This window comes from Candidatus Zixiibacteriota bacterium, assembly GCA_034003725.1.
In the GTDB taxonomy this organism is placed as follows: Bacteria; Zixibacteria; MSB-5A5; order GN15; family FEB-12; genus WJMS01.
Genome location: JAVEYB010000001.1, coordinates 659,139 through 675,009, shown reverse-complemented (window position 1 = coordinate 675,009; position 15,871 = coordinate 659,139). Strand labels below are relative to the sequence as shown.

Here is a 15,871-nt window from a genome sequence, read left to right as displayed (position 1 = left end):
GTGACGGCACTCATGAAGGTCCCACCGGGCAATCTTCCGACCTTTGATTCGCTTTTTTCTGTCGAGGACTACGTCGCGGTCGCCGTCCGGCGTAATCCCGGACTGCGTGGGGCCTACCACCGGTGGGTAGCCGACCAACGGCGGACCGGTTACGCGGGGGCGGTGCCGGATCCAATGTTTATGTACGGGCACATGTTTATGGATTTTGAGCCCACGAGCCGTCCCATGGAGCAGCGGTTCGGTCTTCAACAGTCAATCCCCTGGTTTGGTACGCTCGAGGCGAAGAAGGCGGTGGCGTCCGCTGCCGCGCACGCGTCCTTCGAGCAGTTCGACATCTCACTCCAGCGCCTGCTCTACGACGTCAAATCGGCATATATCGAATACTACTACCTCGGCCGCAACCTGCAGATCACTCGGGACAACTTCGACCTGATGACGTTTTGGGAATCGGTCGCGCGGGCAAAATACCGGGTCGGATTGAAACAGCACCCGGATCTGATCATGGCGCAGGTCGAACTCGGCAAGCTCGAAGATCGTGTACAGACGCTCGAAGAAGCCATGCTTCCCGCTGCCGCGCGCCTTCGAGCCCTCCTTGACCTTCCCGACGAAATCGATCTGCCGGTACCGGCCGCGTTACCAGTGATGGAAGCGCCGCTTGTTGCCGACTCGGTGATCGATGCGATCATACGTAACAATCCGGACATCCGCGCGCTGCGGTTTATGGTAGAGAAAGAGAAGGCGGGAGAGCGGGTGGCCCGGCGCAGTTCCTATCCGGATTTCCTGTTCGGCGTGGAATACATCGAAGTTGACGAGGCCGTCAACATTCACACCGGGCAATCCAGCGGCGATTCGTGGATGGTCACTGCCGGCATATCGCTTCCCATCTGGTTCGGCAAAAACGCCGCGGCACGGGACGAAGCTGCAGCGCGTCACCGGGCCGCCGAGTACAACCGGCACGATCTGCAAAACAGCCTCGTCGCAACGGCCCGTCAGACCCTGTTTGACTACTCTGACGCCCTGCGAAAGGTACGCCTTTACCGCGACGGGCTCGTGCCCAAGGCCGAGCAATCCCTCAATTCGCTGTACACCGCCTATCAGGCAGGTGAAACGGATTTTCTCAACCTGCTCGATACCCAGCGACAACTGCTTGCGTTTCAGCTTACGCTTGCCCGTGAACAGGCAAATCTCGCCGCGCGCAGAGCGCAGTTGGAAATGATGGCCGGCACGGATTTGAAAGTCTACGAACAGGATTAGTCGATAAAAAGGAGTCACCGATGAAATCAGTCAAATGCATCGTCTGTGCATCGATCTGGGTACTCAGTCTGGCTTCCATTGGATCGGCCGATGAATCGAGGACCGACTCACTGCAACTGAGAAACCAGACACACTGCCCCGTTATGGGAGGCAAAATCGACAGTACCGCGTACACCGATATTCAGGGTCAGCGCGTGTACCATTGCTGCCCCATGTGTTCGGAGAAGCTGAAAGCCGATCCTGACAGCTACTTCAGGAAGGCCGCCGAATCCGGAATCGTATATGAGAACATTCAGACGACATGCCCGGTATCCGGCACCGCGCTGGAGGACAAATCCATCACCACGTATTTTGAAGGCCGCCGACTGTTCTTCTGCAGCGACACGTGTCGCGACGATTTCTTGAGCGATCCCACACCTCGCCTCAAAAAGATGAACGAGAGCAAGGCCGATGCCGCCGTCGATTCGAAGAAAGAACCTTCGGACGATCGCGCCGGTCATGGGCATTGATCGGCCCTGACGCATTGCGCATGAAGGGAATTGGCCGTGGATAACAATACCGAGAAACGACCTTTTTGGCACGCGTTCGTGCCGGGCAGTCGACGGATGCTTCTTTTGGTGGTGGTCGTAGCTGCTGCGGCGTTTTTCCTCGGCCGCCTTGCATCCCACTCAGACGAATCCAGCCGCGCTGTGTCCGCGAACGGCTCGACCACGCAGACATCCCCGGAATCTGCGGTGTGGACCTGCTCCATGCACCCGCAGATCCAGTTGCCCAAGCCGGGCAAATGCCCGATCTGTTTCATGGATCTCATTCCGGTTGACGCGGGCGGCGACGGCGACACTGATCCGGGCCGCATACGCATGTCTGAGACGGCCGTAAAGCTGGCCGACATCCGGACAACCCCGGCCGTTCACTCGGCAGCCGAACGGACCGTCCGCATGCCGGGCAAACTCACCTACGACGAGACTCGCGTTGCCTATATCACTGCCTGGGTACCCGGACGGCTCGACCGATTGCTGATCGATTTCACGGGAGCCACCGTGGAGAAACACGAGCCCATGGTTGAAATGTACTCTCCGGAACTGATTGCCGCTCAGGAGGAATTGCTCCAGGCCAGAACTGCCGTGCACTCGCTCGATCAGTCCCGCAGTTCGGTTCTCAAATCGACGGCGGAAGCAACCCTCGCATCGGCACGAGAGAAACTGCGCCTGTTCGGTCTCACAGACAAACAAATCTCCGACCTGGAAGATGCGGGCAGTGTTCCGGAGCGCCTCATAATCCGTGCACCCGCAGCCGGGGTCGTGATACAGAAAGAAGCCAGGGAGGGAATGTACGTCACCACCGGGACGCGGATTTACACAATCGCCGACCTGTCAACTCTCTGGGTCACCTTCGAGGCATATGAATCCGACTTGCCCTGGTTGAAGAAGGGACAGCAAGTCGCATTTGAATCTCCGTCCTTTCCCGGAGAGACCTTCAACGCGGAGATCGATTTCATCGACCCTGTCGTTGATCCCAAAAGCCGCACCGTGGACGTACGCGCCGTGGTGCCGAATGACCGGGGCCGTCTGAAACCCGACATGCTGGTCACCGGTATTGTACGAACATCGATTACCGCCGGCGCGGCAACGTCCGTTGCAGGATTCGCCCCCGGGGTGAATCAGCCCGGCGCCGATGCCCCGCTGCTCATTCCGTCGACAGCGCCCCTCATCACCGGTAAACGCGCCATCGTCTATGTGCGCGTGCCGAGTGACGACGGTGTTGTCTTCGAGGGTCGTGAGATTACTCTCGGCCCACGCGCGGGTGATTTCTATATCGTACGGTCCGGGCTCCACGAAGGCGATCGGGTGGTCACGAACGGCGCCTTCAAGATCGACAGCGAGATGCAGATCCAGGCCCGCCGAAGCATGATGTCTCCGCCGGAGAATGACAGTGCGCCGATGCGTGATCATATACACGACAGCAGCCACGCCTCCCGGACGGCAAGCCGGCCGAAGCCGTATCGGGCAGGAGACGCGCCGCGCCTCACCACGTCGGGCGAAGCGTTAGAAGCTCTTTCTCCTCTCTACGATGCCTATTTCGAGGTTCAGATGGCGCTCGCTAACGACGATTTGTCGTCGGCAACGGTGACCTTCGACTCACTCGGGGCTGCAGTCGATGCGATACAGGCGAACATTTTCCGCGGAGAGCCGCACTCACGGTGGACGATTCTCTCCCGGCGTCTCGCCGACGCATCACAGGCCGGCGCGGCAGCCGGCGATATCGCCGCGGCACGTGACGCCTTCTACCACGCGTCACTGGCAGTTATAGAATTGCACGATACCTTCGGCCACGCCGGCGAAAGTCCGTTCTATCTGACATTCTGTCCTATGGCCCGAGACAATGCCGGCGCGTATTGGCTTCAGGAGGAGAACATCGTCTGGAATTCATTCTACGGAGACATGATGCTGCGCTGCGGGGAGATCAAGTCCGAACTGCCCGGTCAGGCGGTGACGGAGTGAACCTATGACACCGCCCGTCCAGCCACCGGAAATCGGTCGGCCGTCTCCCATAGACCGCGTCCTGCGTTACTGCCTTGAAAACAAACTGGTTGTCGGGCTGATCACAGTCGTTATCATCGCGTGGGGAATCATGGTCGCTCCATTCGATTGGGATATCGCCGGCCTGCCGCGTGACCCGATCCCGGTCGACGCCATCCCTGATATCGGCGAGAATCAGCAGATCGTGTTCACCGAATGGGCGGGACGTTCGCCGCAGGACGTCGAAGACCAGATTACCTATCCTCTTACCGTTTCCCTGCTCGGAATTCCGGGTGTCAAGACGATCCGAAGCTACTCTTACTTCGGCTTCTCGACCATCTATATCATTTTCAAGGATGACGTCGAGTTCTATTGGTCGCGATCCCGCGTCCTCGAAAAACTCGCCTCGCTCTCACCCGGCATGCTTCCCTCCGCGGTGCAGCCGACCCTCGGACCCGATGCTACCGCCCTCGGCCAGGTTTTTTGGTATACACTGGAAGGTCGTGACCGCGACGGCAATCCTACCGGCGGCTGGGATCTCCACGAGCTGCGCTCCATTCAGGACTGGACCGTCCGATACGCACTGCAATCGGCCGATGGCGTCTCCGAAGTCGCGTCGGTCGGCGGCTTCGTGCAGGAGTACCAGATTGACGTTAATCCCGATGCCATGCGCGCCCACGATGTTACCCTTACCGATATATACAACGCCGTCCGTGCTTCCAATATCGATGTCGGTGCGAGGACCATCGAAATCAACCAAGTCGAATATGTTATTCGCGGTCTCGGATTCATTGAAAGTATCGACGACATTGAACAAACGGCCGTCAAGCAGTCCGGCCAAATCCCGCTCCGTGTGATGGACGTCGCTTCGGTCACACTCGGACCGGCGATGCGTCGCGGCGCCCTTGACAAGGGAGGCGCCGAAGTTGTCGGCGGTGTCGTTGTCGTCCGTTTCGGGGAAAACCCCCTTGCCACCATCAAAAACGTCAAAAAAAAGATCGAGGAAATATCCCCGGGCCTGCCGAAAAAGACACTCCCCGACGGACGTACCTCGCAGGTGACCATTGTCCCGTTCTACGACCGCACCGGCCTCATCTACGAAACTCTGGGGACACTCAATACTGCATTAGTGGATGAAATGCTGGTCGTCATCATCGTGGTCATCGTTACCGTAATGCACATGCGCAGCTCGGTGCTCATTTCCGCAATGCTGCCGCTAACCGTGTTGATGACCTTCATCGGTATGAAGGTATTCGGTGTCGACGCCAATATCGTGGCGCTCTCCGGCATCGCCATCGCCATCGGGACTATTGATGACATGGGGATCATCATATGCGAGAACATTCTCAAGCATCTTGATGCGGCGCGGCCGGGGGAGAGCCGGCTCGAAGTGATCTACCGGGCGTCATCAGAAGTCGGAAGCGCCGTCCTGACGGCGGTCGCCACGACTGTCGTGTCGTTTCTTCCCGTCTTCACCATGGAGGCCGCCGAAGGCAAGCTTTTCAAGCCGCTCGCATATACCAAGACGTTCGCACTCATCGCGTCCGTCATCATCGCGCTGACTATCATTCCGCCGTTCGCGCATGTCCTGTTTAGGCGATCCACGCACTCGCTCAGGAGGGGCAGCTGGCGGGCGATTGGTCTCGGACTCGGTGGGATGATTGCGATCGCGTTTTCACTGTGGCTGACCGGAATCGCCCTGCTCCTGGCCGCTGCCTACGCTGGCTTCCGTGACCGGCTTCCCGGTATGCTCCAAAAGACGTCGTCGATCTGGATTAATTACGTCGTTGTGGTCCTGATCGCGTGGATTCTGGCGGACCACTGGGAGCCATTTGGCGTCGATGCGGGCACACTGGTGAACTTCATTTTTGTAGCCGTGCTGTTTGGAGGCATACTGCTGGTATTCCAGCTGTTTATCCGGGTCTACGAACCAATCCTCCGCTGGTGTCTTGCACATAAGGCGCTCTTCCTGTCACTCCCCGCGGCGCTCGTGTTGCTTGGGGCCACCATCTGGCTTGGGTTCGGTTCACTTTTCGGATGGCTGCCCTCATGGGTGCTTTCGTCCCCGCCCGTAGTGGCCGTCAGCCACGCCTTCCCCGGCATCGGCAAGGAGTTTATGCCCGATCTCGACGAAGGGTCTTTTCTATGGATGCCCACGACCATGCCGCATGCGTCCATAGGTGAAGCGCTCGATGTTCTGCAGCACCAGGACATGGCTTTCCAGAGCATTCCGGAAATCGAGTCTGTTGTCGGCAAACTCGGACGCGCGGATTCGCCGCTGGATCCGGCGCCCATCTCCATGATCGAGACCGTGATCAACTACAAACCGGAGTATATCGTGGATGGCAACGGCCGCCGACTGCGCTTCGAATACGACGACGCCACAGGCGAATTCCGGCGTGGTTCGTCGGGCGCGTTGATTCCTGACGACAACGGCAGACCGTACCGAAATTGGCGCGAACACATCAAATCGCCCGATGACATTTGGCGTGAGATTGTGAAGGCCGGCAAGCTCACCGGAACCACTTCGGCCCCCAGGCTACAGCCGATTGCCGCTCGCATTGTCATGCTCCAATCGGGGATGCGCGCTCCGATGGGTGTCAAAGTGAAGGGACCGGATTTAGAGACGATCGAGCGAGTCGGCCTGGAAATCGAACGACTGCTCAAGCTCGTGCCCTCTGTCGAACCGTCGGCGGTGCTCGCGGATCGAATCGTCGGTAAACCATACCTCGAAATCGATGTCGATCGGGAGAAAATCGCGCGGTACGGTTTGAGCATCCGTCAGGTACAGGACGTTATTGAGGTCGCAATCGGAGGGAAACCGATAACCACGACCGTTGAAGGTCGCGAACGGTACCCGGTGAGAGTTCGTTACCAGCGCGAATTGAGAAACGACCTCGACGAACTCGGTCGGGTGCTTGTGCCGGCTCCCTCGGGCCCACAGATCCCGCTGATAGAATTGGCGGAAATTCGGTTCGTGCGCGGACCGATGGTGATCAAGTCCGAAAACACGTTCCTCACCGGCTACGTCATCTTCGACAAGAAACCCGGGCACGCCGAAGTGGACGTCGTCCAGGACGCACAACAGCTTCTGCGCAATAAGATTTCGACCGGGGAATTCGAGATTCCTGCCGGGGTCAGTTACGAATTCTCCGGGTCCTATGAAAACCAGGTGCGGTCGGAACGACGGCTGATGATCGTCTTGCCGCTGTCACTGGTCGTTATCTTCCTTATCCTGTACTTCCAGTTCAAACAGGTTCCTACGACATTGCTCGTCTTTTCCGGCATCTTCGTGGCGTGGTCCGGCGGATTTCTCATGCTCTGGCTGTACGGGCAGGACTGGTTTTTGAACTTCTCCCTTTTCGGCGAAAACCTCCGCCAGGTGTTCCAGGTACGGGAATTCAACCTCTCGGTAGCTGTGTGGGTCGGCTTTCTGGCGTTGTTCGGCATTGCCACCGACGATGGCGTCCTGATTTCCACATATCTTACGCAGGTCTTTGACCGCGACAAACCGGCATCCGTGACAGCGATCCGCGAAGCGACCGTCGAGGCAGGGAAGAGGCGCATTCGCCCCGCTCTCATGACGGTGGCTACCACGATTCTCGCGCTGCTTCCGGTCCTGACCTCAACGGGCCGCGGCTCAGATATCATGGTGCCGATGGCCATCCCGTCTTTCGGTGGCATGACCGTGGTCCTGATTACCGTGTTTACCGTACCGACGCTCTACTGCCTGCTTGCTGAGATGCGCTTGAAACGGTCGCAGCGCTCGACTTCCGGCCCGACCGAATGAGATCGGGCCACGGAAAAGACCCCCCTGAGCGCCGGCGGGAGATCACCGGACGGCAGTGAACGGATCGGTGTGCAATGTGGACCATTGCAATCCACGCGTGACACGCCCGGTTCGGCCCCTATATCGACCCGCACCGCGTTCCATACGTTCATCCGGGCATCGAATGTCAACGCGGTGCCTGTGGCGAATACATCGCCGGCCCTTTCTCGCCGTGCCCCGAGGCGCCATCTCTGTCCTGTCTTCGGCAGGACAGCGGAAAGATATCGCGATGCCGAAGTATGTCATTGAACGGGAAATGCCCGGAGTGGGAAGCCTCTCGGCAAAAGCACGCAGCGGGTGCACAGCTACGTCACCGACGACAAAATTTACTGCGTGTACATTGCGCCGAATGAGGATCTGCTGCGCAAGCACGCGACCCCAGTCGGTTATCCGGCCAACCGTATATGCCGGGTTCGCTCTATCATCGATCCCACTTCCGCGGAATAGCGGTGGAGCTCACCGGCCGATACCATCGTACCGATAGACGGAAAGGGGCCTGGTCAGCGGCCTTCCGCCGCCCCCTTCAACCGGGGAGACAACTTCTACATGTTCTGCTCGTCCGCCGACGGACCATAGAGCGCCGGGACAGCCACATCGTTCATCCTGAGATAGACCGTGAGCTGCGCCCGGTGATGGATCAGGTGATTGAAGACGAACGACCGGAGCACGGCCGCGCGCGGCATGGTAAAATACACGTGGCCGCTACTCAGCAGGGACCACGGCTTCTGAAACTCTTCGTCGCTCGTAGCCGAAATCGCCTTCCGGGCGGCCTCTACGTTTTCGTCGAATATCTTCACCAGCTGGTCAGCGGATTGCGCGCGAGGGGCTCTAACCGGGTTGCCTCCCTGAGCGACGTCAAACGAATCCTGTTGAAGTGTCAGGGGCGTCCAGGAGGGAAGATTTGCCACGTGGCTGGCAAGGTCTTGCATCGTGAGCGACTTCACGTGCGGTCGCCATCCGAACTTGTTCTCTGGAACGCGTTCGAGCGTTTTTCTGGTATTGGCCATCTCATGATCAAACTCTGCAAGAAACACATCGCGCAAAGCCATCGGGGACTCCCAGTCGTAATGTTTTTTCAATCCAATCAGAAGTCAGTCACTGTGGAGCCGGGATGCCAACCCGCACAATCGACTCTTCCGATACCCACTGCAAAGCGGGCACATTCCACAATCGCGATGTGTCAAAGATACCGAAACGCCATGTCTCGTCCATCACTTTCCGCGGTTCGCTCCGGCACTTGATATTCTCCTGTCCGGTTTTTGCACTAAGGTATTGTCTTTCAGAAGCATACTGGACCGGCGAAACGAAGTTCGAAGCTTGGTCGGAGTCGCTCTGGACCGCCTGCCTCTCCCGTGACAATCCATCTCACCCTTGACCTTGCTCGCGCCGTTACCAGCGGTTATGTTATCACGCGATCCGGCAAATCACAATGGGACGTACAGAATCCGATTGCAGGGCGAGTGCGGCGGCCGTTATTGAGAGGCATCGATATCATGACAAACGATAGCACCGCACGATCGTGGACGTGGTCGGCACTGTCTTTGTCTGCGCTCTTCGTCATTGCCCGTTTTGTTGGACTTGACGCCGACCCGCCGGCCATGTTCCAGCGACTCGGTCATGCACTGGTTACCGATCCGTACTACTACACCTGGTTCGCCCGCAATGCCGTCCTCTTCGGCGACTGGGACCCGCTCAACTACGACCGCTATGCAATATTCGGCCACTCCATCGTCTCGGTTGTCGCGTATCTCGTCTTCTCGGTCGCGGGGGTATCGAGAATCACGGCTCACGTGACGAGCCTGATCCTCAGTTTGACGGGTATGGCCCTGTTCGCAGCCGCCTTCTGGAGTTCGCTCACTCGCGGCGGTCGTGGCCTGCTTGTTCTGCTGCTGAGCTCGAACGTCTTTTTGTTTTATTACAGCAGATACCCACTTATGGAAAGCGGCCTGTTGTTTTATGCGGGCCTGCTCAGTCTCGTCTTCTTTCGCTCTGGAGACCGAGGATGGGGTCAGCTGCTCACGGGATTGGTGATTGCACTCACCGCACTCACCGGCAAGCTGCTTGGCGCTATGCTTCTTGCGCCGGTAATCGTCGCAATTATCACTCGCGGGCCGGGCTGGAGCCCCGCCGCCCTGGCCAGAGTTGTCTCAGGCTCCGCCATTGGCCTGGTTGTCTACGTCATCGTCTTCTGGGGCGGGTCACCCGCAGGACTTATGGATTACCTCGACGAAGTGCGCGCCACGGTGGCGTCCGATGGCAGCACGTCGCTCGCCGGGCTTTTCACCAGCCTCGTTAGTTACTGGGCAAACCCGACGATTGTCCGATTCCAGTCGGCGTTGATTGCGGCTGCAATGCTGGGCGGTATCGCAACAGCACTGTCTCCACTGCGCCGTCTGAAGGAAGACAACGGTATCACGGCCTATAATATCACCTGGATTATCGTTGCGACCGTCATTCTGTCGCTCCCCGAATGGCGACCGGCACGGCATATGATCTTTGTCCTGCTCCCCGTGTGCTGGCTCGCGGCCACGACTCTCGGCCGGGTGATCGCCGGAGAGAGCCCGCCGATTGACCGAGCGGCTCGATGGCGCTGGTTACTTGTCTGGATCATCGGTGTGTCGCTGATCGCCGTGATCGTCGGCCAGTTCAGTGACGTCGGCAGCGGTCGTCTCCTGTTTGGACGTTTCTGGTTACTGATTGTCGCGGCCGCATCCGCTTTGTCGGCCGTGCTGTGGTACGTCGGGAAGCGCCCCCCTGTCGGTCACCCCTCGCGGTTCTCTCGAATTGTCGCGGCTCTTGTGGCTGTGGTGATCGTGATCCAAAGCGCTTGCTATGTGGCGAGGGGACTCGGAACACTTCGCTACGAGATGTGTGACCTCAGCCGGGATCTGGCTCAGTTGCTGCCGGAGTCAGCCGTTCTTGCCGGACCCAATGCCCCCGCTCTCACCATCGACAATCGGCTCCGGGGAATCCTCGAATTCCTTGGGCCGCGCCCTCCTGACCGTTACGTGTTTCAGAAAAACGGCGTTACGCACGTCGCAATCGCTCCCTCGCGCTGGAACTGGCTCAGAGAGCACACTGCCGTCAATGACAGCGGCCCGAATGTCTTCAACAAAACCGTGCGCGGCTCGGCTATCCAGTTCCGACGCCTTTCCCCGGCAGGGGATTCCCACACCACTCTCGATAGTATGATTGACGCGTTTTACGTCGGGAACAGCGTATCCGCTCGAGCGTTGATTGACCGGCTGCTGGCGCGCTACCCGGATAATCTCCTGCTGCAGCAGTTTGAGGTCAATGTGTACTATCTGTCGAGGAATCTGCCGGGGACACTCAGCGCAATCGCGCAGTTGAGCGAGCGCTACCCCGACAATTACGACGTGCAGTATGGCTGTGCGATGATGGCCGTGCGCCTGTATCGGGTAAGTAGCAACGTTTCTCTGCTGCAATACGCGGAGCAGTACCTCGACCGGGCCAACCGCCTCGACCCGCCCGAACCCATCAACCTTCAACGGCTGCAGCAAATCGTATCCGGGGGATAGGACCGCTCAGAACGGTCCACCTCTTGTCTTTTGCACCCCATTTTGTTATGTTTCCGGCATGAGTGATCTGCTGCACGATCCAGCCTCCGGACAGCCGCTTGACATGGCGGCTCTTATGGCCCCTCTGGAGCAACTTCGGGATTGCACCTGCTGTCCACGCAACTGCCACGCTGATCGGTTTGCCGGCCGTCTCGGCTTCTGCCAGAGCGGAACAGGTTTCGACATCGGCTCCATATGCGCCCATCGCGGCGAGGAGCCCGTCCTTTCGGGGACACATGGAATCTGCAACATTTTCTTCAGCCGCTGCAATATGCAATGCGTCTACTGTCAGAATTACCAGATCAGCCGCCGGCAGGGAAGTATCGAACACGAGTGGGTATCCCTGCCCGATATCATACGCCGGATCGAGTCCATTCTTGATCGCGGCTCCCACGCTGTGGGATTCGTTTCCCCGTCACATTTCGTCCCGCAGGTGCGCGTCATAGTGAACGCGCTCAAAGCGCGTGGTCGTTCGCCGGTGTTTGTGTTTAACACGAGTTCCTACGACAAGGTCGAGACGATCAAGTCATTCGACGGTGTGATCGATGTCTGGCTGCCCGACTTGAAGTATCTCGATGAACCGCTTGGCCGCGCCTACTCCGACACGCCCGATTATCCGCGGATCGCTTGCGCCGCCATTAAGGAAATGTTTTTCCAGAAAGGCAGCAGTATTCGACTCGATGAAAACGGCTGCATTACATCGGGGATGATCATCCGCCACCTCGTGCTGCCGGGACGGATCGAGAACAGCAAACAAGTCCTCCGGTGGATCGCCACCGAACTGTCGCCGACCGTGCACGTATCGCTCATGTCGCAGTACCACCCCACACCGCCGGTCGCTCATCACAAACGTCTGGGGCGGACTGTGACGGTCGAAGAATACAACGAGGTCCTCGCCGAGTTCGATCGGCTGGGCTTCTACCGCGGCTGGGTTCAGGAACTTGACAGTCCGGATCACTACCGGCCGGACTTTACATACGATCACCCGTTCGAGCGATAACCCCCCCAGCCGGCTCGGGGTCGGTTCCTGGCCGAGTGTGCTGTTCGTCACGTATATGCGATCGCCTGCAGGGCTGACAAGGAGGAGACGCAGTGCCCGTTTACATATCGCTTCTTCGCGCCGTCAACTTGCTCGGGCATAATCGTATTTCGATGGCCCGGCTCAGGTCTCTGCACGAATCGCTCGGATTCACCGACGTGACTACGTATATCCAGAGCGGCAATGTGGTATTCCGATGCACGCGGCGCCGGACTGCCTCGATTGCCCGAACAATCGAGAAAGCGATTAGTAACGAGGAGGGACTGACGGTTGCGGTGACTGTTCGCACTGCCGCCGAATTAGCTGCGACCATTGCGCACAATCCGTTCGCTGCGATCGGACCAGACCAAACACGATTCCTCCACGTGGCTTTTCTTACGGCTGTCCCCGAAGCGGCCCGGCAGAAAGCGCTCGACGGCGATCGGTTCGCACCGGAACGCTTTGCAATCCGCGGGAGCGAAATCTACCTGTATCTGCCCAACGGCGTTGCCCGCACCAAATTGTCCACCGCCTATTTCGAACGCACGCTGAAGGTGACCGCCACCGTCAGGAACTGGAGAACCGTGTGCACGCTGCACGACCTCGCCTCGAAATAACACCACTCGCCGATCGTCTGTTTGTCGCCTGCTATCCGGGTTTCTTCTTGGTCAGCACTTTTATCAGGCAGTGACCGATCAGCCACAGAATCGCCGCCCAGGCGACAATCATGAAAACCCAGCCGCCGGTTGTCATCGTCATGATGCGACCTCCTCTCGATTCGCACGGCGTTTCCATGCCCGGTAAACCATATAGCAGATGATAATGAACAGCAGCAGCATGACCCCGCGTGCGAACCAGCGGACCGGCAGGTGCTCACCCGGTACGCCCTGCATCAGCAGTGTCGGGACCGCTTCCAGAACGATCCAGTTCACCATGATGAAAAGCAGGTACAGGGGCGTTATGTACTTGATGACAAGTCGAAACATCCGGGGTACAGTCACCTCGGCCCCTCGGGTGATCTCGTTCCAGCCTTCTTCGATTCCGAACAACCACGCGAAGACGATTACTTCAAAAAGCGCGAACACCACCAGTCCGAATGTCCCAACCCAGTAATCCATCTCATCAAGGAAGCCGCCGCTGAACATAAACACCACGAATTGAATGGGAATCAGTGTCATCAGCGCCAGCGCGCCCACCGCCTTTTTGTGCGTCAGGTCGAACTCCTCCTTCAGAAACGCAATCAACGGCTGTGACATGGCCACTGACGACGTGATTCCCGCGAAGAACAAAAGCAGAAACCACAAAAACCCGAACACCTGCCCCATCGGGATCATCGAGAATATGATCGGCATCGAAACAAATCCCAGATCATACGAGCCACGAGCGGCGATCTCCTGCGTAGTCGCTAACCCGAAAAAGGCGGCGGCAATCGGTATCGCAATACTGGCCCCGAGAACCACTTCGACTCCTTCGTTGATCGATGCCGTGGCAAGTCCGCCCAGCGCAATATCTTCGTTCTCGCGGACATAACTGGCATAGGTCTGAATCAGTCCCGATCCGAGACTCAGCGTAAAGAAGATCTGCCCGGCGGCCGCCAGCCACACCTTCGGTGACGACAACTGCGACAGGTTGGGATTCCATATAAACGCAAACCCGCTCTCGACAGTCCAATCGGGATGATTGACAGGGTCCGGTGTACCCACCCATATCACCCGGATCACAAGAATGATCGCGAACAAGATCAGCGCCGGCATGGCGATCAACGCCAGCCGCTCGATACCCTTGGATACCCCCCGGTACAACACGTAGAAGTTGATACCAAGCGTCAACAACAGAAAACCGTATGCGGGGAGAATGCTTGTGAAGTACCCATCCCCATTTCCCTGGTAGCTGGACAGAAAATGCCGCATGCCCGTTAGCGATTCCTGATCGAAGTACGTGCCCGCAAGAGAGAAGAAGCTGAATCCCAGGGCCCATGACTCGACGTAAACGTAGAATATCATGGTTGCCAGCGACAGGAATAGCCCCAGTGCGCCAAGGTATTTGGCCAACGGATGCTTCCACATCACATGAAACATCCCGGGTGTGCTGCCGTGACCGAATCTCCCGCCGTATCGGCCCATACCCCACTCCACCCACATGAGCGGGATACCGAGCAGAAGCAGGGCCACAAAGTAGGGGATCATAAAAGCGCCGCCGCCGTTTTGAGCGGCTTGAACCGGAAATCGCAGAAAATTGCCCAGACCTACGGCGTTGCCGGCCATCGCCAAAATCAGACCGATTTTGGTGGCCCATCGTTCCCGATGCTGCATACTACCTCCACGTCCGCATGCGTATCTTGTGCGAGCATCAACTCTGCTGAGGGAATGTTTTCTGTCGTGGTCAGATCCCGGCCGCCGATGAGCCGTCGCGTCGGCTTCAAAGCTTTCGCCTGCCGGTTGATCGCAGGTAATTTCCGAATCCGGCGGGCCCTGCGCCACATGAATTTTCGGAGCCAGGTCAAAAAGGTGCACCCGCCGACGCCGGCGTTCCCGCTTTCCCGGTTCTGGAACTCTCATCCACTAAGTCCTGTTTCTGGGAGATATCCCGCGGGCGGTCCACCCGCTCAGATCCTGAGAACCGGAAACAACCGTTTAATCGGTACGTAAGGAGAACTTCTGTGGCTGAGAAGAAAGTCATTGCCGTTATCGGGGCCACCGGGGCGCAGGGCGGCGGCCTCGTGCGCGCCATCCTCGCCGACCCCCACGGCGAATTCACCGCCCGTGCCATCACCCGCAATCCGGAATCGGACAACGCCCGCGGGCTCTCGGCAATGGGCGCTCAGGTTGTGGCCGCCGATATCGACAACCCTGCCTCAATCGAAAAAGCTTTCACCGGCGCCTACGGGGCCTTCTGTGTCACGTTTTTCTGGGACCACCTTTCCCCGGAGAAAGAGAAATTGCACGCGAAAACGATGGCCGAAGCCGCCCGCGCCGCCGGCCTCAAACACGTGATCTGGTCCACGCTCGAGGATACCCGGCGCTGGGTGCCGCTCGATGACAACCGCATGCCTACCCTCATGGAACGGTACAAGGTTCCGCACCTTGACGCCAAGGGCGAAGCTGACCGCTACTTCATTGAGTCCGGCGTTCCCACCACACTGCTCTTGACCTCCTTTTACTGGGACAACCTGATACACTTCGGGATGGGGCCCAAACCCGATCAGTCCGGCACGCTCACCTTCACGCTCCCGATGGGCCGCAGCAAACTGCCGGGGATAGCGGCCGAAGATATCGGCAAGTGCGCATACGGCATTTTCAAGGCAGGACAGCCCGTTATCGGGAAGACAGTCGGCGTCGCCGGCGAACACCTCAGTGGCGAAGAGATGGCGAACGCGCTGGCGCGCGCGCTCGGTCGCGACGTGCGCTATAACGAGGTCGAACCTGCCGTGTACCGCAGCTTCGGCTTTCCCGGCGCCGAAGACATCGGCAATATGTTCCAGTTCAAGCGGGACTTTGAACGCGAGTACAGGGCCCCGCGCGATGTCAATCGCAGTCGCGAACTGAACCCCGACCTGCAAACGTTTGACGCCTGGCTGCAACACCACAAGGAACGCATTCCCATCTCCTGAACAAGGCGGTGATGTATCGCGTGGTCCGACAAGCCGCCGATCGGGATGATCCTTCTGGCTTCA

10 protein-coding genes and 1 pseudogene are annotated in these 15,871 nt (G+C 58.5%); 9 read left to right on the top strand and 2 right to left on the bottom strand.

Going from position 1 to position 15,871, the window contains the following annotated elements:
* Positions 1-12: 12 nt before the first annotated feature.
* From RBT76_02840 to RBT76_02820, 5 genes and pseudogenes are all read left to right on the top strand, one after another.
* The gene (locus RBT76_02840) at positions 13-1,254 is read left to right on the top strand and encodes a TolC family protein (GenBank protein ID MDX9856706.1); all 1,242 of its coding nucleotides are present in this window, start codon (positions 13-15) and stop codon (positions 1,252-1,254) included.
* Positions 1,255-1,274: 20 nt separating this feature from the next.
* A complete protein-coding gene (locus RBT76_02835; protein ID MDX9856705.1) occupies positions 1,275-1,763 on the top strand; it encodes a hypothetical protein in 489 nt (162 codons plus the stop codon).
* A gap of 36 nt (positions 1,764-1,799) precedes the next feature.
* Entirely contained in the window at positions 1,800-3,755 is a 1,956-nt protein-coding gene (locus RBT76_02830; GenBank protein ID MDX9856704.1) for an efflux RND transporter periplasmic adaptor subunit, read from the top strand.
* Positions 3,756-3,759: 4 nt separating this feature from the next.
* Positions 3,760-7,563 (top strand): efflux RND transporter permease subunit, encoded by a 3,804-nt coding sequence (locus RBT76_02825; protein ID MDX9856703.1) that lies wholly within the window; start codon positions 3,760-3,762, stop codon positions 7,561-7,563.
* Between the two features lie 268 nt (positions 7,564-7,831).
* A pseudogene (locus tag RBT76_02820) lies at positions 7,832-8,049 on the top strand (DUF4242 domain-containing protein).
* Positions 8,050-8,144: 95 nt separating this feature from the next.
* Here RBT76_02820 and RBT76_02815 read toward each other — a convergent pair.
* Entirely contained in the window at positions 8,145-8,651 is a 507-nt protein-coding gene (locus RBT76_02815) for a DinB family protein (protein MDX9856702.1), read from the bottom strand.
* A 444-nt stretch (positions 8,652-9,095) separates the two neighbouring features.
* Here RBT76_02815 and RBT76_02810 point away from each other — a divergent pair, with 444 nt between their 5' ends.
* From RBT76_02810 to RBT76_02800, 3 genes are all read left to right on the top strand, one after another.
* Positions 9,096-11,141 (top strand): hypothetical protein, encoded by a 2,046-nt coding sequence (locus RBT76_02810; protein ID MDX9856701.1) that lies wholly within the window; start codon positions 9,096-9,098, stop codon positions 11,139-11,141.
* A gap of 58 nt (positions 11,142-11,199) precedes the next feature.
* The gene (locus RBT76_02805; protein MDX9856700.1) at positions 11,200-12,180 is read left to right on the top strand and encodes a radical SAM protein; all 981 of its coding nucleotides are present in this window, start codon (positions 11,200-11,202) and stop codon (positions 12,178-12,180) included.
* 92 nt (positions 12,181-12,272) lie between these two features.
* Positions 12,273-12,815 carry a DUF1697 domain-containing protein gene (locus RBT76_02800; protein ID MDX9856699.1) on the top strand — a complete coding sequence of 181 codons (543 nt, stop codon included), beginning with the start codon at positions 12,273-12,275 and terminating at the stop codon, positions 12,813-12,815.
* Between the two features lie 138 nt (positions 12,816-12,953).
* Here RBT76_02800 and RBT76_02795 read toward each other — a convergent pair whose 3' ends face one another.
* Positions 12,954-14,510, bottom strand: a complete 1,557-nt coding sequence (locus RBT76_02795) for a sodium-dependent transporter (protein MDX9856698.1) — start codon at positions 14,508-14,510, stop codon at positions 12,954-12,956.
* 347 nt (positions 14,511-14,857) lie between these two features.
* On the opposite strand from RBT76_02795, the gene RBT76_02790 reads away from it, so the two are divergent.
* Positions 14,858-15,808: an NmrA/HSCARG family protein gene (locus tag RBT76_02790; protein MDX9856697.1), complete on the top strand. Its 951-nt coding sequence runs from the start codon at positions 14,858-14,860 to the stop codon at positions 15,806-15,808.
* The last annotated feature ends 63 nt before the right edge of the window (positions 15,809-15,871 follow it).